Here is a 19,214-nt window from a genome sequence, read left to right on the forward strand (position 1 = left end):
TTTTCTTTTAATGTGTTTATTGTTCTCTCTTTAAAGTAGGTATCGCTTCTAGAACCGAAGATGACCCCTCTAACTAGTGAAGGGTTGTGGTGAAATATCTCACCATTGGATTTTCGCGGGGAGTGGAAAACAAGGCGGCTTTCTTTTTCGTATTCCCAATGGTTATTTTTAGTGAAAAAATAATTACTGTTGTCGATAATGTTTTTGGAGATGAGTTTCCAAAGATCTATTTTTTCGGGGCTGCTCGAATATCTTACATCCATCATCTTAACATCATACTCATTCTTTTCGAGAATATGTGTCTTAAGTTTAATTTTATTGTCTTCAAAATCATATATTAATATGCATCCTTTAAAACCATTGGCATAATGAGACCACATAAGATAATTAAAAGGGTCCCTGCTAAAGGATACGGAAATGAAATTTGCATCATTCTTTATTTGAGTAAATTTATCCATTAATAATGAGGCTGCGGAGGTAACGTTCGTTCCTGTAGCTAGTTCATTTCTTTTTATAATATCTATTATATTGTGCTTGTATTTAATTCCATTCTCGACTACTTCAGTGAGACTCTTTCCCTTAAATAGGTTATTTATTGAAATATAGAAATCATCGTCTTTTGGCTTGGAAATATAGTCCATTAAACAAACTAAACCATTGTCATAACGGCCAATAAATTGTTTCCATAACTCTATATCATCCCAAAAAATGGGATTGAACCATAAGTCCATTGGATCATTTAGCGAACTATTGGCGGCAAAAAAAAGTTCGTTATAACGTATTGATTTATCAAAGTTCGCATCATTTCTGAAGTATTTGAAATAGTACATGCTCAGTTCATCGCTCCTTTGAGATTGTGTGTATTGCAACGTGTATTGCAGCCCATTAGCATGAAGCCATTTTAATAAAAAAATTCCTTTTGAACCAGTTAGTTGTTTTCAAATCATTGCATGATGATCCAGCACCGCTACGAGCTCGAGCTTCCGCAACAGGATGCCGCCTCCTGCCCGGAGTGCTGGATCGACTGGCTGGTTATCGACAGCGCCGGCCTGGAGGTGAAGCCAATGCGCAAACAATTTTATAACCTCTGTCAGCAATCCTTCTGGCTGGCCATGCAGGCGGAAGGCGAAGATAAGAGCTGATACAGGATTGCTCAGATAATCGGCAATTGCCCGTGAACGGGCGATCGGGACGGTAAACTGTGACCCCGACGGCGGTAATGCACGGAAGATTCCCCTTATAGTGGCGACAGAGGTTAAATAGTCCTGATGAATATAAGGATATGCATCAGGCCGCTGATTTCGCCGAGATGCGCTTTTTCTGTCGTAAATGGAGGTTGTTATGAGCAGTTCGCTAACCGCGTCAATGCAGGCACGTCGTCACCCGGATACCACCCACATCGATCGCCTCGCCACCGCCGACATGCTGGCGATGCTGCATCAGGATGATAAGCAGATATCGGAGGCGGTCGGCGCCTGTCTGCCGGATATCGCCCGGTTGATTGATATCGCCACCGCGACAATGAGCCGGGGAGGGCGTCTGGTCATTATCGGCGCCGGGGAATCAGGCCGCACGGCAGTCCAGGCGGTCAGCGACTACTCTCCGGAAGGCAAACACGCGCTGGTGGGGCTGATTGCCGGTGGCCAGACGGCGGCGATGGCCGAGCGGGAGACGGCGGCGAATAATTACGATCTTGGCGCCTTCGAGCTGCAGTCGCTGGACTTTTCCAGCCACGATATGCTGCTGGCGCTGACCGTTAGCGGCAAGACCCCGTGGGTCTGGGGGGCGATGCGCCACGCCTGGTCGCTGGGGGCCCCGATCGCGGTGGTGACCCAGCAGGCGGCCAGCGAGGCGGCGCAGCTGGCGGATATTGTTATTGCTCCGCAGACCGGGCCGGAAGCGGTAGCGGGCTTGACCAATCCGAAGGCCCGGCTGGCCCAGCGGCAGATCCTTAACATGGTGTCGACGGGCCTCGCTATCCGTGACGGCCGGGTGTACAGCAACCTGCGGGTGGATCTGCAGGCTGACACTCCGCACTGGGCGGAGCGGCAGGTGGCGATTGTCATGGCGGCCACCGACTGCACGCGCAGCGAAGCAAAAGCCGCGCTGACCAGCTGCCACCACCATTGCCGCACCGCGATCCTGATGCTGCTCAGCGGGCTGGACGCCTGGCACGCGCGGGAGCTGCTGACCAAACATCACGATCATCTGCGTCTTGCCCTGCGCGAAGCCCAGCGCAGCGCTGTCACTCCCGCCCATTAAGCCTGTCGCCAGGCGCGCACCAACGGTGTGCGCGTCTGGACTTTATTAACTAAAGAAACCCCTCTTTTCTATTTTCCCCGGCAATCGCGCTGAATTTTCAGCGATAATTTTACGGCGGCTCTTATTTTTTTCGCTGCTCTGATTTTTTAAGTTAAATAATTGTTTGATTAAAAATGCGAGAGTGTAAATGATATTTTAAAATAAAGTAAAAGTGCGTTAATATGCTGCCTCTAATTACCGTGTGCTACGTGATAATTCTATTATGCCTGCAATGAAAAAAACGATTATTTCCTTTACCGCATTAGCGATGTTCGTCAGCGCGGCGACGCATGCTGAAGCGGATACCTCTAAAAAAACTGACTTCCTGCTGATTGGCGGCGGGATCATGAGCGCCTCGCTTGGCACCTGGCTGCAAGCGCTGCAGCCGGACTGGGACCTGACGATGGTGGAGAAACTGGACGGCGTGGCCCTGGAATCTTCCAACGGCTGGAATAACGCCGGTACCGGTCACTCGGCGAATATGGAGCTGAACTATACGCCGGAGCGGGCCGACGGATCGATTGACGTCAGCAAAGCGCTGGATATTAACGAACAGTTTATGATCTCCCGTCAGTTCTGGTCGGCACAGGTGAAGCGCGGTATTTTGCACGATCCGCACTCCTTTATTAATTCCACGCCGCATATGAGTTTCGTCTGGGGCGATAATGTTGATTATCTGCAAAAGCGTTATAACGCGCTGCAGCAGACCACCTTATTCCAGGGAATGAAATTCTCCACCGATCACGCGCAAATTAAACAGTGGGCGCCGTTGGTGATGGAAGGACGCGATCCGCAGCAAAAAGTGGCTGCCACCTGGACGCCGGTCGGTACCGACGTGAACTACGGCGAAATTACCCGGCAGCTGATCGGCAGCCTGAAGAAAAACAGCCATTTCACCCTGCAAACCTCCTCTGAGGTCACCGATTTCAAACGCAATGCCGATAACTCCTGGCACGTGACCATTAAGAACGTGCAGAGCGGGGAAGCGCAGACTATTGACGCGAAATACGTCTTTATCGGCGCCGGCGGCGGCGCGCTGAAGCTGCTGCAGAAAACCGGTATTCCGGAAGCGGACAACTATGCTGGCTTCCCGGTGGGCGGTTCGTTCCTGATGACCGAGAACCCGGCGGTCACCGCGCAGCACCTCGAGAAAGTGTATGGCCAGGCTTCGGTCGGCGCGCCGCCGATGTCGGTACCGCACCTTGACGCCCGCTACCTGGATGGCAAGCGCGTGGTGCTGTTTGGGCCGTTCGCCACCTTCTCGACCAAGTTCCTGAAAAACGGTTCCTTCTTCGACCTGTTGAGCACCACCACCACTGACAACGTGCTGCCGATGACCCACGTCGGACTCGATAACTTCGACCTGGTGAAATATCTCGTCAGCCAGGTGATGCTCAGCGATGATGACCGCTTCGCTGCGCTGAAAGAGTACTACCCGGACGCGCGTAAAGAGGACTGGAAGCTGATCCAGGCCGGCCAGCGCGTGCAGATCATTAAGAAAGACGCAGAGAAGGGCGGCGTGCTGAAACTGGGCACCGAAGTGGTGGTCGATCAGCAGAAAACCATTTCCGCGCTGCTCGGCGCGTCGCCAGGGGCTTCCACCGCTGCGCCGATCACCCTCAATGTGCTCAAGCAGATGTTCCCGACGCAGTTTAACTCGCCGGAGTGGCAGACCCGTATCCACCAGATCGTGCCGAGCTACGGCCAGAAGCTGAACGGTAACGTGGCGCTGACCCAGCAGGTTTGGGATGATACCGCCGCGACCCTGCAGCTGACGAAACCGCCGGTGATCCAGATGCCAGCGGCTGCGCCCACCGCGACCGCGAAGCCGGCTGAGCCGCAGCGCGACGCCTCGCCGCAGCACGATATGGCGCTGTAAAAGCAAACTCGATAGAGAACAAAAGGGAAGACCACGGTCTTCCCTTTTTTGCGTTCCTTGCCGGCCTAAGCCGCTCTCTGCCTGCAACTTTGCCGTCATAAACGATATACTGATTTGAATTGAAAAAAGAAAAGCAAATCAGGAGTGTGGAAGGGCTATGCAAGACGATATCAACCAGGAGATCACCTTCCGCAAGCTGTCGGTCTTTATGATGTTTATGGCGAAGGGCAATATCGCCAGAACCGCCGAAGCGATGAAGCTTAGCAGCGTCAGCGTTCACCGCGCGCTGCATACCCTGGAAGAGGGGGTGGGCTGCCCGCTGTTTGTCCATAAAGGGCGCAATCTGCTGCCGCTGCAGGCGGCGTGGACGCTGCTGGAATATTGTCAGGATGTGATGAGTCTGATGAGCCGCGGCCTTGAGGCGACGCGCAAAGTCGCCGGCGTCGGCCAGGGTCGGCTGCGCATCGGCACCCTCTATTCCCTGACCCTGGAAACCGTCCCGCGCATTATCATGGGTATGAAGCTGCGTCGCCCGGAGCTGGAGCTGGATCTGACCATGGGCTCTAACCAGATGCTGCTGGATATGCTGGAAGACGACGCCCTCGACGCTATCCTGATCGCCACCAATGAAGGGGAGTTCAACAATACCGCATTCGACGTGGTGCCGCTGTTTGAGGACGATATCTTTCTCGCCGCCCCGGCGACGGCGCAGCTGGATAGCACACAGCTTGCTGACCTGCGCGATTATGCCGACCGGAAATTCGTCTCGCTGGCGGAGGGGTTCGCCACCTATGCCGGGTTCCGGGAAGCGTTTCATATCGCTGGCTTCGAGCCGACGATCGTCACCCGGGTGAATGACATCTTTTCGATGATTAGCCTGGTGCAGGCGGGCGTCGGGTTTGCGCTGCTGCCGGGGCGGATGAAAAAAGTCTATGAAAAAGATGTACAGCTGTTAAAGCTGGCGGAACCGTACCAGATGCGCCAGCTGATCTCGATTGTCTATTCACACCATCGCGAACGCGATGCCGACCTGCTGGCGCTGGCGGCGGAAGGGAGAATGTACGCCCGGAGCCTTAATCGCTAAGCCGCTGCGCCAGATGGCGGGCGACATCCACGCCGCTGCGTTCCAGCGAAAGGGTCTCTCCGCGCCAGCCCGCCTGGCGGGTCAGGCAGGTCAATACCCCGCCGGGGGGCATCTCAATGGCTAAGCGCGCGTCGCGCTCATCGGCGGCGATCATCGCCTCCTGCCAGTGGACGGTGCGCGCCATGTTCATCGCCAGATCGTCGGCGATCCGCTGCGGATCCCACAGCACGCGCGCCGTCGAGCCGCTTAAATAGGCGCACTGCGGGCGCGTTAAGGTCACGTCGGCAAAGGCTGTTGCCAGCGCGGCGGCGGGTTTATCCAGCAGCGCGCAGTGCGACGGGACGCTGACCGCCAGCCGCTGCGCCTTACTGGCGCCCGCCTGCAGCGCCAGCTGCGCCACCTCGGCCATGGCTTCATCGCGTCCGGCGATCACGATCTGCGTTTCGGCGTTCAGGTTGGCAAGATAGACCTCGTGACCCTGCATCAGCTCCTCAACCCGCGGGCGGGTCAGGCCCATGATCGCCGTCAGCCCGTAACCTTCGGGATAGGCCTGCTCCATAAGATCGCCGCGCAGGGCCACCAGGCGCAGCGCGCTGGCGAAATCGAGCGCGCCGGCAATCACCGCTGCGGGAAAGGCGCCGATGGACAGGCCGCTGACAATCTGCGGATTGACGCCCTGGCGCTGTAGCTCGCGCGCCCAGGCTACCCCGGCGATCAGCAGGCAGAGCTGGACCGCACGGGTATGTTTTAGCGATCCGGCGCTATCGAGGGCCTCGACTTCATTCCCCAGCACGGCGCGCGCCTGGCTGAGGATCGCTTCGCGGTCGGGGATAGCCGCCAGCATGCCGGGACGCTGGGCACCCTGTCCGGGAAAAGTAAACAAAATCTTCATCATTCCTCCCTGCGCCACGGCGCAGCGGTTAAGCGCGCGCCGCGGGACGTTTTCAGCAGCGCTCGCCCATCGCGTAGCCACTCATTGAGGGCGAAGGCGCCGTATGGCGTTTCGACCTGGGTATCGGCGCGGCACGGGAGCAGGGCCACCCGGGACTGCCAATCCAGCAGCGCCTCGCGGGCCAGCGGCTGCGGGGCGCGGATCAGTAGATCCAGATCGCTTGCCGCATGGAGTACCGGGATTTCGGTCGCCAGCGCGTAGCCGGTGCTGCCGGTGGCGCCCCAGCGCCAGGGCCAGTCGCCCAGCGTCAGGGCGATGGCCGCCTGGACCGGCGGCTGCGAAACAAAAGGGGAGCCCAGCAGGCGCTCGCGCTCCACCAGCATCTCCGGGGTGACGCTGCGCACGATATTGTGCGCCTGTACCCAGCCGGCGGCGCGCTGTTCGCGCTTCATGCCCCGCACCCCAACCGGGATGCGGGCCTGGCCGTCAACATCGCGCCTCACCACCACCGGCAGCGCGGCTCGCCACTGCTGCGCCACCCACGGCTCGACAACATCTTCCAGGGCGCTGGCGTGGTTTAACCACACTAAATCGTGGGGACGCGGTGTTGATGACATGGTTTACAGTCCTGAAGTCAAAGAGATAAATAGCGGTAGCGACAGGATACACAGAACCGAGCTCAACAGCAGCACGGCTTCAGCATCCGGGGACTGCACGCCGAAGCGGTTGCCGAAGACCACGCCGAAGAAGCCGGCGGCCAGGGCAATCATCAGGATCGCGGTGATGGCGATGGCGCCGTGCAGACCCAGCAGCATCACCAGACCCCAGGCGATAAATGGCTGCACCAGCAGTTTCACGATGGTGGAGGTGGCGATCAGCGCATTGAGCTGCAGTTTACGCGCCGAGAGGATCACCCCGGTGAGGAACAGCGCCGCGGCGGTGGCGGCCAGGCCCAGCGGTTTGATGGCGGCCAGCAGCAGGTCCGGCATTTTAATGCCGATAGCGGAAAGCACCACCCCGAGCAGCGGGCCCCAGACGATCGGCTTTTTCACCGAACGCCACATCAGCACCGGCAGCATCGCCAGCGTAGAACCGGTGGTTTCCCCCGCGGCGCGGGCTTTTTCACGTTCCAGAATCAGCAGGCAGAAGGGGGTCATCAGTACCGAACCGCAGGCGATAGAGACCGCCACCGACAGCGAAGTCGATGCGCCTTCGCCGAGCACGCTGCCGAGGATCGGCAGGCCCAGCGCGGCATAGTTCGGCAGGGCGACGGTGAGGGTCAGCACCGCGGCATCCTGCGGGGTGCGTTTGAAGACGCTGGTGGCGAGGAAGTAAATCCCGGCGTAGGTGATCCACATCGCGCCAGTGAGCACCAGCACCAACGGCGACTGGGCGACGATACCGGCCCACGGAGTTTGCACCGTGGCGCTGAACAGCGTAGCGGGTAAGGCAAAGTCCATTACAAAGATATTGAGCAGGGAGACATTTTTGTTATCTACCATCCCGGCCTTACCGGCCCAGAAGCCCAGCAGCATAATGACGAAAATCGGGGCAAGAGCATGAATAATCACATAAGTCATAAATCACCTGTAAATAAAATAGAGTACTGGCGCGATTGTTATTTTTTCTAAAAGCCGTCCCTACCCGGCGCGGTTATGACGCGCTCCGGGGGACGGCTTCCGGCAGGTTTTCTTCTACTACTTACGTACGAACGTGTTACCAGCTGGCGCGCATCAGGTCGCGGACCCGCTGCGAGCTGCGGCGGTTTTCCGCACCCAGGCGGCACTTCAGCGAGGGATCCTGGCGCGCGTCAGCGATGGCGTCGCGCAGGGTGTGGCTGACCAGCGCCAGATCGTGGTCGTCAGGGGCGTCCGGATGGCTGATGTCAAGCAGAGCGGAGAGCAGGCCGAGCGTGGCGTAGTTGCTGACGTCATAGGCCATCGGCGGGATGGTCGCCGCCAGTTTCTCCAGCGCCTCCACGCTGCGCAGGGTAATGCGCGCGGCCGACGCTTTACCCATCGCGTGGACCAGTACGCCGCTGTCGTTAAAGGCGATCAGACGGTTGGCCTGGTAGCCGTGGGCCAGAAACGCCCCGGACATCGCTTTGCCGACGATCAGGCCAATCACCGGATGGCCGGCCAGACGGGCTTTGGCGTAGGCGCCTGCCGCTCCGGCCAGCGCCTGGTGAATACCAAAGGCTTCTTCGCGACGGCCATAGGCCTGGCTGGGGACATCGATAACCGCGATAATCGGGCGCTTTACCGTTTTATCGGCATCGGCGTCGAGGGTTTCGTTGACCACTTTCGCCAGCGTCCAGCCTTCCAGCAGACCGACTTCGCCTCCGGCGGCGCGCGGGTAGTGGTTGTTGGCGTCAGGCACTACGGCGATAAAACGCACCTTTTCGCCATTAAGCTGGCCGTCTGCTGCCTGAACGGAAGGGCACAGGCCGCTCATCAGCGGCGCCTCGGGCGCCAGTTTGTTCAGCCACAGCGCGGCGCGGTTTGGGAACTGACTCATTATTTTTCCTCCCGGGCAAAAAGCTGTTTAATCTGCGCGGTATCCGCCTGCTGGCGGGTGTCGAACTGGCTCAAACGGCGCAGATAGTCGTCATAATTGTCGCTGCGGTGCTGCGCCGGTACGCCTTTGGCGATCGCTTCGTTCATCGCGGTTTTGACGGCCTTGACGCCATCGTTAACCAGCGCGTCGACCAGGCCGCTGGCGGCGCGAATTTCGCCGCCGGTCATGCTCCAGATAAACGGCCGGTTACGCGAGTCGTACTCTTCAATGCCGGCTTCCTGCTCGATAACCTGCGGGCCGTTGAGGCCGAGACGGGCTTCTCGGGTGACGATGAGATAGCTGCACAGCGCGGCGGCGATGGACATGCCGCCGAAGCAGCCGACGGTGCCAGCGATGATGCCGACTACCGGGGTGTAGCGGCGCAGATCGACAATCGCGGCGTGAATATCGGCGATGGCGGCCAGGCCAAGGTTGGCCTCCTGTAGCCGTACGCCGCCGGTTTCCAGGCACAGGACCGCCTGCGTCGGGATACCATTGCGGTTATCCTCCGCCGCCAGCTCCAGCGCGGCGGCCATTTTGGCGCCGGAGACTTCGCCCATACTGCCGCCCTGGAAGGTGCCTTCGATGGCAATCACCACCGCCGGCTGGCCGTTGATAGCGCCTTTGGCGACCACCATACCGTCGTCGGACTGCGGGACAATGCCCTGCGCCCCGAGCCACGGCGACATAATGCCGTCAAACGGATCCAGCAGTTCACGGTAGCTGCCGTCGTCCAGCAGTGCGTGGGCGCGTTCGCGAGCGCGCAGTTCGATAAAGCTGCGATCGTTACGCATGAGCGGCCTCCTCAAAGACTTGTTCAATACGAATACGGGCGACGCCCGGCGTGGCGCCGAAGTCGTGAATAACCAACTGCCCGGCGGGCAGGCCGTTAATCAGGCTCAGCCGGTCGAACAGCGCCTGCCAGCGCGCCTGGCTGTTATCCACCGAGGTGGTAATTTGCACGCTGAGCGTATCGCTCCCGGCGGCGGTATAGAGCACTTCCATATCGCCTGAACCTACAACCCCTGCCAGCGCTCGGCCGCGGAGGGCGCGGCTGGCAGGAAATGACAATGTAATCTGTTCCATAACATCCTCTGAATGCGTTAGCCGGCAACCCGGTCGAGAAACAGGGTGGCGGCAAGGAGATCGGCGGCGCCGCCCGGCGAGGCGTTGTGCGCCAGCATCTGCGCGTCAAGCCGCGCCAGGGCGGCGCGTCCGGCGACGCTGGCGCACCCGCCGGCCGCCAGCACCGCGCGGGCGCCCTGCTGCATGGTCTGCAGGCCGGTCAAGCCGGCGCGCGACAGCACGCAGGTATCGCTCAGCGAGGTCATGATGGCCATCAGCGCGTCAAGTTGCGCCTGCGGCTCGCTGGCGCCCCGGGCGCGGCTTTGCTGTAACTGCGGCAGCGCCAGGGTGGTGATATGCGGGAAACCGCGCTGCGCCTCTTCGCGCGCGCCCGGCACCTGCCAGCGGCGGCTGGCGCGTAGCCCTTTACTGAAGCTTTTCGGCGCCAGGCCGTCGGGCAGGCGGGCGAGGGCGGCGGCGGTGTCGGCGATCGCCTGTGAATGACCCGCTCCCCCCAACATCGCTACCGCGCTGACCAGCAGCCCCAGCGCCCAGATGGCGCCGCGGTGGGTGTTGACCCCGCCGGTGGCCTGCATCATCTGCGCTTCGCCTTCCCGGCCGAGGCGGCCGACGGTTTCGCGCAGCGCGATATCCGCCGGGCGGCGCCAGCTTTGCTGGGCCAGCGCGTGGAAGGTCGGCTGCAGGCTGCGGGCGGAGCGTTCCATCAGCGCCAGCGTGAGGTCCTGATGCGCGCCGCTGCCGCGGCTGTCGACCAGACCCGGTTTCGGGCTCAGACGGGCTTCGTCAATCAGACAGGCGCTGGCGGTATCCGCCAGCCAGCTGACGCGGCTTTCTGCGTGCAGGGGGGAGAGAATTTTCATTACCAGCTCCGGAATTTTGCCGGTGGGTTGTACAGTCCGTCGGACCATTCCACCAGGTCGGCGACGCTGCCGGCGGCCAGCAGCGAACGGGTGGCCTCGCTGCGGCGAATGCCGAGATCTTCCGGGTAGACCACTTTGCCGCTCTGACGCAGGGCAGCCACGCGTTTCGCGCCCACTCCGAGGCCAATGTCGGTGATCCCGGCCACGGCAGCGACCATCGCCCGGCGCTCTTCCAGGCTTTCCGCACGATACAGGTAGGCGATACCCTCTTCGGTCAGCACGTGGGTGACGTCATCGCCGTAAATCATCACCGGCGCCAGCGGCATGCCGGATGTTTTGGCGACGTCGACCGCGTCGAGAGTCTCAACAAAGGTCGGCTTCACCCCGGCCTGAAAGGTTTCGACCATCTGCACTACCAGTTTTTTACCGCGCTGCATGGGGTCCGGCTCGGTGATCATATTGAGCCAGGCAGGGGTGGCATGACGGCGGCCGTGCGGATCGTGGCCCATGTTCGGCGCGCCGCCGAAGCCGGAAAGGCGGCCGCGGGTAACGGTCGAGGAGTTAGCCAGACCATCAACCTGCAGGGTCGAACCGATAAACATATCCACCGCGTATTGCCCCGCCAGCTGGCAGAAGGCGCGGTTGGAGCGCATGGAGCCGTCCGGGCCGGTAAAGAAGATATCCGGACGGGCGCGGATGTACTCTTCCATCCCCAGCTCGCCGCCGAAGCAGTGCACGCTCTCCACCCAGCCGCTCTCGATCGCCGGGATCAGCGTCGGATGCGGGTTCAGGGTCCAGTGTTTACAGATTTTGCCTTTCAGACCGAGCTGTTCGCCGTAAGTCGGCAGCAGCAGTTCGATGGCGGCGGTGTTGAAGCCGATCCCGTGGTTGAGGGACTGCACCTGATGCTCGGCGTAGATGCCCTTGATCGCCATCATCGCCATCAGAATGTGTTCTTGCTTAATCAGGCGCGGGTCGCGGGTGAACAGCGGTTCAATAAAGAACGGCTTGTCGGCGACCACCACGTAATCAATCCACGAGCCGGGAATATCGACGCGGGGCAGATCGCACTCGTCGTCCACCAGTTCGTTAACCTGGGCGATAACAATACCGTCGTGGAAGGCGGCGGCTTCCACCAGTGCCGGGGTATCTTCGGTACTCGGCCCGGTATACAGGTTACCTTTACGGTCGGCTTTGTAGCCGGCGATCAGCGCGACGTTGGGCGACAGATCGACGTACAGGCGGGAGTAGAGTTCGATATAGGTATGAATGGCGCCGATTTCCAGCAGGCCATCTTCCAGCAGCTGCGAAATGCGCAGGCTTTGGGTACCGGAGAAGGAGAAATCGAGTTTGCGGGCGATACCTTTTTCAAACAGGTCCAGATGCTCGCTGCGCCCGACGCTCGGCATGATCATATGCAGATCGTGGATTTTCTGCGGATTGACTTCCGCCAGCATGCGGGAGAGGAAATCGGCCTGCTTCTGGTTGTTGCCTTCCAGCACCACCCGGTCGCCGGGGGCGAGCAGGTTTTCCAGTACGCTGACCAGCTGGTCAGTGGGGATGACTTTGCCGGGGATGTTGGCCTCGGCCAGCCGCCGCTGCTTTTCCGTCCGGCGACGGTTCCAGACCCGCCCCGTCGTTTGTTCGGCATTCATTATTAACCTCCTGATTCGACAAATCGTTTTGTTTGTCCTGGTGGAGGTTAGTGTGCGATGCGAGGCGCGGAGCATCAATTAAGCACGGCGGCCAATCGTTAGCCTGAGAGTAACAATTGTGATTGGCCCTTTGTGATGAGGATCAATAATACGAAAGGCGTAGTGGTCTACCACAGGTGTCAGGGAGAGGGGGGGCCGGCCAGTCGCCGGCCCGGGGAAGGGTTACTCTTTGCTCACATCACTTAATAAGAATGCGATGCTCTGGCCGCCGCTGGTCTGCTCGAGGGCGATTTTGACGATGATCGTCAACGGCACCGACAGGAGCATACCGACCGGACCCAGCAGCCAGCCCCAGAAGATCAACGACAGGAATACCACCAGGGTGGAGAGTCCCAGGCCGCGCCCCATGATCCGCGGTTCGAGAATATTGCCGAACACCAGGTTAACGATCAGATAGCCGGCCAGCACCACCAGCGCCTCGTACAGGCCGCCGAATACCAGGACTTGCAGGATCGGCGGGATGGCCGCCAGCACGGAGCCAATATTGGGAATATAGTTCAGCGCGAAGGCCAGCAGCCCCCACATAAAGGCAAAACGCACGTCCAGCAGAACCAGCATGCCCCAGACCACCAGCCCGGTGACCAGGCTAATCGCGGTCTTCAGCACCAGATAATGCGACACGCTGTCGATGGCGCGCTGAATGGCCCCCATGCCTTCTACCGGGCGGGACATCAGCTGCTGCAGTTTGGCGGGCAGTTGCGGAACCTCCAGCAGCATAAACACCACCGTCAGCAGCAGCAGAAAAATCGAGGACATGGCGTTCGACAGCTGAGTGAGCAGACCGGTGACCAGGGTCATCACGGCGTTGGGGTCGATGTATTTGTTTAGCTCCACCACCGAGACGGTAAAGCCCAGGCGCTGCAGCCAGGGAGCGATGGTTTGCATCGGTTCGTAGAGATAGTTGCGGTACTGCGGCAGGGTGCGCGCCAGCTCGTTAAGCGAAGTCCCCAGCGAGGCCAGCAGCACAACGGCTAACATGACGATAAGGCCGATCAGCAATGAGATCGCCAGCACGCGTGGCACCCGGCAGCGGACCAGCAGCTGGACCAGCGGATTAATAATCACCGCCAGAAAAAGCGCGAGTATAAACGGGACAATAATGTCTGCCGCAAAGCGAATGCCGGTCAGGATGATCACCAGCATGCCCAGCATGATGACCATCTTTAATCCGTTAAGTGTAATAATAGGTTTAGCCATAGGATCCCGTCCTCAATCTTCCTTGCCTGTTAACAGGTTGCGTTACATTAGCATAATGACGTTTTTTTTCAGAAAAAACGCATTGCTGCAAAACCGCGGCGTAAAGAATTGCAAAGTCTTTGAATAAAATGTAGCACTATGCTACAAATGTACCTGTGTTTAACTACTGAGGACAATTTTCATCCGCACCGGACGAGAAGCAACACCGCGGATAATTGTAATTTTATGGACAATCAGTTCAGGATGTATATTTTAAATCACCCCGCAGTATCCCTCACTTTTTCCCGTTTTGCCGGCGAACAGCACTGGCATTCGGCGCTATAGTCACCTTCTTTCTGCCTGAGCTGGCGCCAAGCGCACAGCGAAATCTACGTCAGAAATTTTCCTGTTTACGCGTCGCGTAAACGGTAATGGATTATATTCTCAAGCAGGAGAAGGGATCATGTTTTATTGGATTTTATTAGCTTTAGCGATTATTGCTGAAATTACCGGCACCTTGTCGATGAAATGGGCAAGCATTAGCGGTGGGCATACCGGATTTATTTTAATGCTGGCCATGATTGCCCTGTCATATATTTTTCTCGCCTTTGCGGTTAAAAAAATTGCCCTCGGCGTGGCCTACGCGTTATGGGAAGGGATTGGTATTTTGCTGATCACCCTGTTCAGCGTACTGTTGTTTGATGAAAGCCTGTCGCTGCTGAAAATAGCCGGTCTGACCACCCTGGTGGTGGGGATCGTCTTAATTAAGTCCGGCACCCAGAAAAAAGCGTCGTCGAAGCAGGAGGTGGCTCATGCAGCAGTTTGAGTGGATCCACGCCATCTGGCTGGCTATCGCCATTGTTCTGGAAATTATTGCCAACGTCTTTTTGAAGTTTTCCGACGGTTTCCGCCGCAAGGTCTATGGCATTCTGTCGCTGGCGGCGGTGCTGGGCGCGTTCAGCGCCCTGTCGCAGGCGGTGAAAGGCATCGATCTGTCGGTCGCCTATGCGCTGTGGGGCGGCTTCGGTATCGCGGCGACCATCGCCGCCGGCTGGGTGCTGTTTGGCCAGCGCCTGAATAACAAAGGCTGGGCGGGAGTCATCCTGCTGGTTGCCGGCATGGTGTTAATTAAACTCGCCTGACGTCGCGCCGCTTGCAAAGCCAGGCGGCAAAACGGGTTCGCTGTAGTATGCTTACTCAAGACCGGCCCCGCAGGTATTGTGCCCGGTGACGATGAGGACTGCGCATGCTCACAGCTTTCGGCTGGCGGAAAATTCCTTCCGCCAGGACGTTGTCAATAATGATTTTTCTCGCCGGGCTCGGCCTCACCGCGTCGCTGATCTCCCTGCTTTACCTCTCGCAACACCTCATTGCCAGCAAATCCAATGAAATTGACCAACAGCGCTCGGTCCTGTCGGTGGAAGGGGCGGTGCAGACCTCGGTCAACCGGGTGCTGTCGCTGGTGCTGGACAATGCCATCTGGGACGATGCGGTGACCCAGACTTACGCTCCCAGCCTGGATCAAAAATGGCTGTACGACTCCTGGGGATCCGGCTTCAAAATCAATAACCTGTATGACGGCACCTTTGTCCTTGATGAACATTATCACATCCTGTGGGGCGCCTTTCAGAGTCAGGTTATGCCCCGGGCAGACCTCTCATTTCTCGGCGCCGGGCTGACCAGCCTGATCCGCTATCATGCACAGGCTCTGCGCGAGGGGAGAAACGCCTTCGCCGGCATCACACGTACCGAGGCCGGGATCGCTTTCGTCGGCATCGGCCTGATACGGCCGACGAGCGGCCGGCTGCAGGTGGCTGACGAGACCCGACGCTATCTGGTCATTACCCGGCACATCAGCCCTCAGCTGCTGGAGCGTTTAGGCGACACCTTCCAGATAAGCCATCTGCATCTCAGCGACGGCCCAGGCGAACACCGGATCCCGCTGCGCACGCAGGGAGGCGAGGTTCTGGGCTATCTGGCGTGGCAGCCGCGCCTGCCCGGCGCCGAAGCGGCCCTGGCCTCGTCAGGCAGTATGCGGTTGATCGCCGGGGTGGCCGCCAGCCTGATCCTGCTGTTTATTCTGTTCAGCAGCCTCGGCATGTATAAGCTGGCCCGCGGCGAACGTCAGGCGCGGGAGATCGCCCTGATTGACTGGCTTAGCCGCCTGCCCAACCGGCGTGCGCTGCTGCTGCGGCTCAGCCAGGTGTGCGACACGAGTAAGCACGATATGCAGTGCGTGGTGTTTATCGATCTGGACGGTTTTAAGGATGTGAATGATAACTATGGCCACGATGTGGGCGACACTCTGATCCGCCATATCGCCAGCGCGCTGCAAAAACGGGTGCCGGCGGGGGCCATGCTGGCAAGAATGGGCGGGGATGAGTTCGCCATGGCGGTGAGCGGCGAACAGGCGATCGACCGGGCCGCGGCGTTCGCCTGGGCGGCGCTGGAGCTGCTTAAAGCGCCGGTGGCGCTGAGCAAACGCACAATTTATATCGGCGCCAGCATCGGCATCGCCAGCGGTACTCCGGCGGAATGCTCCAGTACCGAACTGTTTCGCCGGGCGGATATCGCCATGTACCACGCCAAGAAGAGCGGCAAGGGGCGGACGGCCTGGTATGACGATGCGCTGGATGCCGTGCGACGTCATCAGCTGATGATTGAGAATGGCATCCGTCAGGGGCTGGAGCAGGATGAATTTGAGGTCTGGTATCAGCCGGTGGTCGATGCCGATACGCTGGCGATGACCGGCGTTGAAGCGCTGCTGCGCTGGCCGCGTCGCCCGCAGGGTGCGCTGGCGCCGGATGAGTTTATCGCCATTGCCGAGAGTAGCGGCCTGATTGACACCCTCGGCCAGTTCGTCCTGCAACGCGCCTGCAGCGACCTGCAGCCGGTGGGCGATCTGCTGCTGTCGGTGAACATCTCGCCGGCGCAATTTCGCGATCCGGCGTTTGAACGCCGGGTGATGGAAACGGTCGCTGCCTGCCGCTTTCCGCCGTCGCGCCTGCAGGTGGAGGTGACGGAGAGTTATGTGCTGGAAAATCCGGAACGTTCGCAGGCGGTGGTGGAGAATCTGAAGGCCCAGGGCATCGCCGTGGCGCTGGACGATTTTGGCACCGGTTACTCCAGCATCGGCTATTTACGCCGCTTCCGCTTTGACAGCCTGAAGATTGACAAATCCCTCGCCGGGCGGGTGGATTGCGATGCGCAGGCGGCGGAGATGGTGCGCGGCACGGTGCGCATCGCCCGCGCGCTGGGGATGACGGTCGTGGCGGAGGGGGTTGAAGATCCGCAACAGCTGGCGCTGCTGCGGCGGGCCGGCTGCGACCGGCTACAGGGCTTTTACTTCAGTAAACCGATGCCGATCGCCGACCTGCTGCAGCGGCGTCAGCAGCAGGGGTAATTACTCTCCGGCCAGCGCCTCCAGCTTATCGCGAAAGCCGGTCACCGCGATGGCGCGGTTGTCCGCCCGCCAGCGATCCTGCGGGCCGGGAGCCGAACTTTGCACGGCGATCACTTGCCAGCCGTCCGCGGTTTTCAGCAGCAGCGGCGAGCCGCTGTCGCCGGGCAGGGTGTCACACTGGTGCGACAGGACGCTGTTTTGCGCCCAGCCGGTGACGATGCAATCCTGATGGCTGTAAAGATTGTCCAGATGATCTTCAGGATAACCTGACTGGGTCACTTTCCGGTCCGCCGCCTTCAGAGCGGCGGTTAAATCGGCCTTACTGCCGGGGAAGAGCGGGATCGGCGTGATGCCCGAGGGGGCATAGCGCAGCACGATCAGGCCAAAATCCGAGGGCGCCGCGGCGGAGGGAACGATCCAGCCGTCACCGTCGGCTTTCAGACGCTTGCCTAACCCGGGATCCACGCGTCCGTCAATGCCGTGGATCTCATACACCCAGTTACCCTTGCGGGAAATAAAGCGCAGAGCGACCGCTTTGTCCGGCTTGCCGCGCGGGGGCGTTAACAGGCAGTGGCCCGCGGTCAGCGCCAGGTTGGGGGAGATGAGCGTCGCCGTGCACAGATTGCCGCTGGCGGTCTCCAGCTGGCCAATCGCGTCCCACGGACTCTCCTCCGGGCGGCTCACCGCTTTACGCTCATCGTGGCCGAAAAACAACGTCTTAATATCTTTGGCGCTCAGTCCGCTATCTTCGGCATGTGCGCCCAGAGGTAACAGATAAAATGAACACAGTAATAACAGAACGTCTCTACGCATATCACTCTCTGGGGGAGGCTATGATGTCTATTGACAGTAGCAGGAGATTTAAGTTTTTGAAAGTAAACAATAATTCTAATCAGGCCAAACGGCATGTCTCATCTGCGCGCGACAGGCTCTGGCGCGGGTAAAACCTTCTGATTTCAATCGGTTAATACCATTAACCTTCTGCTGCTATTTCCGCAGAAAGCACGGTCTGGCGCAAGCACATTCGTGTATCAGAACGTACTGAAATTGGCGAATAATGCAGCAATACCTCTTTGAGGTTATTCCTGGTTTGGCAGCATAATGCGCAAAAATAATACTTTTACCCGCCAGAACTTCACCAGAATTCGCACTTCTTTACGCCTCACGTAATTATTTTCAATGCGAAACATTTTCTCACCGAAAACGTTGTTACCGTCACCCGGCCGTTGAGTAAATAGAGAGGTAATACCGGCGATGATAGCCTGAATTCTATTTCCCCGGCGTTCGGAGGGTATATGTCTAAAAAAGGTATTCGCGCACTGGTCTATGTTTCCCTGGTCTCGGTGGCCATCTGGGGCGCAACCGGCTATCTGGTGATGGAAGCGGTACGTGCGTTGTGATGAGTCTGGCCGCCGTGTGGGGGCCAGGCGCGCGATGGTTTATTGCTAACGTGTCTGGCGTCTTCGGGCGCCGGGCATGATTTGCGCCGCTGGCAGCGGCAGGGTAAAGAGAGTGATAAGGGTGGGCAACAATATTTGCACGACATTCACCTTGCGGGAAGTCTGAGCCAGGCGGCAAAACGGGAGAGAAAGGCGAAATGATTAATAGAGGAAAAAGCGGGTCGCAACCACTGCGCAAATGATTAACAGGATCAGGATGAGCTCAAAACGATAACGCCGCAGCATAGTGCTCTCCAGAAAAAACGGCGCTGAAGCAGCGCCGATTATTTAAGAAGGTTGGTTCACCGGGAGGAATTAGGCTGCCGGCTGTGCAGCAGGTTTAGCGGCCTGGTGTTTGGTGGTTTTGTGGTGTTTTTTCGCTGCCTGAGCTTTCTGGGCTACCGGTTTAGCGGCAGCTTTGTGGTGCTTTTTCGCGGCCTGGGCTTTCTGCGGAGCGGCGGGTTTGGCTTCTGCTTTTTTGTGTTTTTTAGCGGCCTGGGCTTTCTGGGCAGCGGCTGGTTTAGCTTCTGCTTTCTTGTGTTTTTTGGCAGCCTGAGCTTTCTGCTCTGCAGCTGGTTTGGCCGCGGCTTTATGGTGTTTTTTGTGATGGGTGGTCTTGGCAGCAGTGCTGTGGGTAGCAGCTGGCGCCTGAGTGGTGCTTACTGCGTCAGCAGCGAAAGCGGCGGAAGAGAGACCCATAGCAGCGGCAACGACCAGAGCTAATACTTTTTTCATTCTGATATCCTCGAAAAGTTTTCTTAATTTCAACCCCACTGCGGGGCCGGTGAAATCACTATATGCTTGTCTTTTCGGGCTTTCCGTG

The 19,214-nt window shown here is 58.7% G+C and carries 20 protein-coding genes; 7 read left to right on the forward strand and 13 right to left on the reverse strand.

Annotated features, from left to right (window positions below; translation table 11 throughout):
- A partial coding sequence (locus tag ACOI7Z_RS02980; RefSeq protein ID WP_420701958.1) for a DUF2971 domain-containing protein occupies positions 1-830 on the reverse strand: 830 nt, incomplete at its 3' end.
- Between the two features lie 120 nt (positions 831-950).
- On the opposite strand from ACOI7Z_RS02980, the gene ACOI7Z_RS02985 reads away from it, so the two are divergent.
- From ACOI7Z_RS02985 to ACOI7Z_RS03000, 4 genes are all read left to right on the forward strand, one after another.
- Positions 951-1,142: a hypothetical protein gene (locus tag ACOI7Z_RS02985; protein ID WP_205837369.1), complete on the forward strand. Its 192-nt coding sequence runs from the start codon at positions 951-953 to the stop codon at positions 1,140-1,142.
- 199 nt (positions 1,143-1,341) lie between these two features.
- Positions 1,342-2,262 (forward strand): N-acetylmuramic acid 6-phosphate etherase, encoded by a 921-nt coding sequence (locus tag ACOI7Z_RS02990; protein WP_023289527.1) that lies wholly within the window; start codon positions 1,342-1,344, stop codon positions 2,260-2,262.
- Positions 2,263-2,569: 307 nt separating this feature from the next.
- Positions 2,570-4,180: a malate dehydrogenase (quinone) gene (gene mqo, locus ACOI7Z_RS02995; protein ID WP_236947715.1), complete on the forward strand. Its 1,611-nt coding sequence runs from the start codon at positions 2,570-2,572 to the stop codon at positions 4,178-4,180.
- A gap of 157 nt (positions 4,181-4,337) precedes the next feature.
- Positions 4,338-5,264 (forward strand): LysR substrate-binding domain-containing protein, encoded by a 927-nt coding sequence (locus ACOI7Z_RS03000; protein ID WP_023289529.1) that lies wholly within the window; start codon positions 4,338-4,340, stop codon positions 5,262-5,264.
- On the opposite strand, the gene mdcH is transcribed toward ACOI7Z_RS03000, so the two are convergent.
- From mdcH to ACOI7Z_RS03045, 9 genes are all read right to left on the reverse strand, one after another.
- A complete protein-coding gene (mdcH, locus tag ACOI7Z_RS03005) occupies positions 5,254-6,156 on the reverse strand; it encodes a malonate decarboxylase subunit epsilon (protein ID WP_087849186.1) in 903 nt (300 codons plus the stop codon). The genes ACOI7Z_RS03000 and mdcH overlap by 11 nt on opposite strands.
- The gene (locus tag ACOI7Z_RS03010) at positions 6,156-6,773 is read right to left on the reverse strand and encodes a malonate decarboxylase holo-ACP synthase (RefSeq protein ID WP_087849187.1); all 618 of its coding nucleotides are present in this window, start codon (positions 6,771-6,773) and stop codon (positions 6,156-6,158) included. Before ACOI7Z_RS03010 ends, mdcH begins: the two co-directional genes overlap by 1 nt.
- Positions 6,774-6,776: 3 nt before the next feature.
- Complete coding sequence (locus tag ACOI7Z_RS03015) at positions 6,777-7,736, reverse strand: AEC family transporter (protein WP_044522774.1); 960 nt, start codon at positions 7,734-7,736, stop codon at positions 6,777-6,779.
- Positions 7,737-7,872: 136 nt separating this feature from the next.
- Complete coding sequence (gene mdcE, locus ACOI7Z_RS03020; protein WP_087849188.1) at positions 7,873-8,673, reverse strand: biotin-independent malonate decarboxylase subunit gamma; 801 nt, start codon at positions 8,671-8,673, stop codon at positions 7,873-7,875.
- Positions 8,673-9,506 carry a biotin-independent malonate decarboxylase subunit beta gene (locus ACOI7Z_RS03025; protein WP_023289534.1) on the reverse strand — a complete coding sequence of 278 codons (834 nt, stop codon included), beginning with the start codon at positions 9,504-9,506 and terminating at the stop codon, positions 8,673-8,675. Before ACOI7Z_RS03025 ends, mdcE begins: the two co-directional genes overlap by 1 nt.
- Entirely contained in the window at positions 9,499-9,798 is a 300-nt protein-coding gene (gene mdcC / locus ACOI7Z_RS03030; protein WP_023289535.1) for a malonate decarboxylase acyl carrier protein, read from the reverse strand. Before mdcC ends, ACOI7Z_RS03025 begins: the two co-directional genes overlap by 8 nt.
- Positions 9,799-9,815: 17 nt before the next feature.
- Positions 9,816-10,658, reverse strand: coding sequence for a triphosphoribosyl-dephospho-CoA synthase (locus ACOI7Z_RS03035; protein WP_065882299.1), 843 nt, complete (start codon positions 10,656-10,658; stop codon positions 9,816-9,818).
- Positions 10,658-12,313 carry a malonate decarboxylase subunit alpha gene (mdcA, locus tag ACOI7Z_RS03040; protein ID WP_087849189.1) on the reverse strand — a complete coding sequence of 552 codons (1,656 nt, stop codon included), beginning with the start codon at positions 12,311-12,313 and terminating at the stop codon, positions 10,658-10,660. Before mdcA ends, ACOI7Z_RS03035 begins: the two co-directional genes overlap by 1 nt.
- A 222-nt stretch (positions 12,314-12,535) precedes the next feature.
- Entirely contained in the window at positions 12,536-13,570 is a 1,035-nt protein-coding gene (locus ACOI7Z_RS03045) for an AI-2E family transporter (protein WP_023289538.1), read from the reverse strand.
- 442 nt (positions 13,571-14,012) lie between these two features.
- Between ACOI7Z_RS03045 and kpnE the strand changes: the two genes are divergently transcribed.
- Entirely contained in the window at positions 14,013-14,375 is a 363-nt protein-coding gene (gene kpnE / locus ACOI7Z_RS03050) for a multidrug efflux SMR transporter subunit KpnE (RefSeq protein ID WP_023289539.1), read from the forward strand.
- A complete protein-coding gene (gene kpnF, locus ACOI7Z_RS03055) occupies positions 14,362-14,691 on the forward strand; it encodes a multidrug efflux SMR transporter subunit KpnF (protein ID WP_023289540.1) in 330 nt (109 codons plus the stop codon). The genes kpnE and kpnF overlap by 14 nt, the downstream gene beginning before the upstream one ends.
- A 55-nt stretch (positions 14,692-14,746) precedes the next feature.
- Here kpnF and ACOI7Z_RS03060 read toward each other — a convergent pair whose 3' ends face one another.
- Complete coding sequence (locus ACOI7Z_RS03060) at positions 14,747-14,836, reverse strand: ArsR family transcriptional regulator (RefSeq protein WP_258315333.1); 90 nt, start codon at positions 14,834-14,836, stop codon at positions 14,747-14,749.
- Between ACOI7Z_RS03060 and ACOI7Z_RS03065 the strand changes: the two genes are divergently transcribed.
- Complete coding sequence (locus tag ACOI7Z_RS03065; protein WP_137916290.1) at positions 14,796-16,952, forward strand: putative bifunctional diguanylate cyclase/phosphodiesterase; 2,157 nt, start codon at positions 14,796-14,798, stop codon at positions 16,950-16,952. The genes ACOI7Z_RS03060 and ACOI7Z_RS03065 overlap by 41 nt on opposite strands.
- Here ACOI7Z_RS03065 and ACOI7Z_RS03070 read toward each other — a convergent pair whose 3' ends face one another.
- Both ACOI7Z_RS03070 and asr read right to left on the reverse strand, forming a co-directional pair.
- The gene (locus ACOI7Z_RS03070) at positions 16,953-17,765 is read right to left on the reverse strand and encodes a trypsin-like serine peptidase (RefSeq protein ID WP_044522790.1); all 813 of its coding nucleotides are present in this window, start codon (positions 17,763-17,765) and stop codon (positions 16,953-16,955) included.
- Between the two features lie 941 nt (positions 17,766-18,706).
- Positions 18,707-19,126: an acid resistance repetitive basic protein Asr gene (gene asr / locus ACOI7Z_RS03075; protein WP_004206052.1), complete on the reverse strand. Its 420-nt coding sequence runs from the start codon at positions 19,124-19,126 to the stop codon at positions 18,707-18,709.
- Between the last annotated feature and the right edge of the window lie 88 nt (positions 19,127-19,214).

Source organism: Klebsiella sp. C283 (assembly GCF_048822555.1).
GTDB lineage: Bacteria > Pseudomonadota > Gammaproteobacteria > Enterobacterales > Enterobacteriaceae > Klebsiella > Klebsiella quasipneumoniae.

Bases quoted from the DNA above. Each gene is read 5' to 3' on its own strand.
- ACOI7Z_RS03015 (WP_044522774.1), bottom strand. From the start codon at position 7,736: ATGACTTATGTGATTATTCATGCTCTTGCCCCGATTTTCGTCATTATG.
- mqo (WP_236947715.1), top strand. From the start codon at position 2,570: ATGTTCGTCAGCGCGGCGACGCATGCTGAAGCGGATACCTCTAAAAAA.
- mdcE (WP_087849188.1), bottom strand. From the start codon at position 8,673: ATGAGTCAGTTCCCAAACCGCGCCGCGCTGTGGCTGAACAAACTGGCG.
- mdcC (WP_023289535.1), bottom strand. From the start codon at position 9,798: ATGGAACAGATTACATTGTCATTTCCTGCCAGCCGCGCCCTCCGCGGC.
- ACOI7Z_RS03010 (WP_087849187.1), bottom strand. From the start codon at position 6,773: ATGTCATCAACACCGCGTCCCCACGATTTAGTGTGGTTAAACCACGCC.
- ACOI7Z_RS02990 (WP_023289527.1), top strand. From the start codon at position 1,342: ATGAGCAGTTCGCTAACCGCGTCAATGCAGGCACGTCGTCACCCGGAT.
- mdcH (WP_087849186.1), bottom strand. From the start codon at position 6,156: ATGAAGATTTTGTTTACTTTTCCCGGACAGGGTGCCCAGCGTCCCGGC.
- kpnF (WP_023289540.1), top strand. From the start codon at position 14,362: ATGCAGCAGTTTGAGTGGATCCACGCCATCTGGCTGGCTATCGCCATT.
- asr (WP_004206052.1), bottom strand. From the start codon at position 19,126: ATGAAAAAAGTATTAGCTCTGGTCGTTGCCGCTGCTATGGGTCTCTCT.
- ACOI7Z_RS03070 (WP_044522790.1), bottom strand. From the start codon at position 17,765: ATGCGTAGAGACGTTCTGTTATTACTGTGTTCATTTTATCTGTTACCT.
- ACOI7Z_RS03000 (WP_023289529.1), top strand. From the start codon at position 4,338: ATGCAAGACGATATCAACCAGGAGATCACCTTCCGCAAGCTGTCGGTC.
- ACOI7Z_RS03035 (WP_065882299.1), bottom strand. From the start codon at position 10,658: ATGAAAATTCTCTCCCCCCTGCACGCAGAAAGCCGCGTCAGCTGGCTG.
- ACOI7Z_RS03045 (WP_023289538.1), bottom strand. From the start codon at position 13,570: ATGGCTAAACCTATTATTACACTTAACGGATTAAAGATGGTCATCATG.
- kpnE (WP_023289539.1), top strand. From the start codon at position 14,013: ATGTTTTATTGGATTTTATTAGCTTTAGCGATTATTGCTGAAATTACC.
- ACOI7Z_RS03065 (WP_137916290.1), top strand. From the start codon at position 14,796: ATGCTCACAGCTTTCGGCTGGCGGAAAATTCCTTCCGCCAGGACGTTG.
- mdcA (WP_087849189.1), bottom strand. From the start codon at position 12,313: ATGAATGCCGAACAAACGACGGGGCGGGTCTGGAACCGTCGCCGGACG.
- ACOI7Z_RS03025 (WP_023289534.1), bottom strand. From the start codon at position 9,506: ATGCGTAACGATCGCAGCTTTATCGAACTGCGCGCTCGCGAACGCGCC.
- ACOI7Z_RS02985 (WP_205837369.1), top strand. From the start codon at position 951: ATGATGATCCAGCACCGCTACGAGCTCGAGCTTCCGCAACAGGATGCC.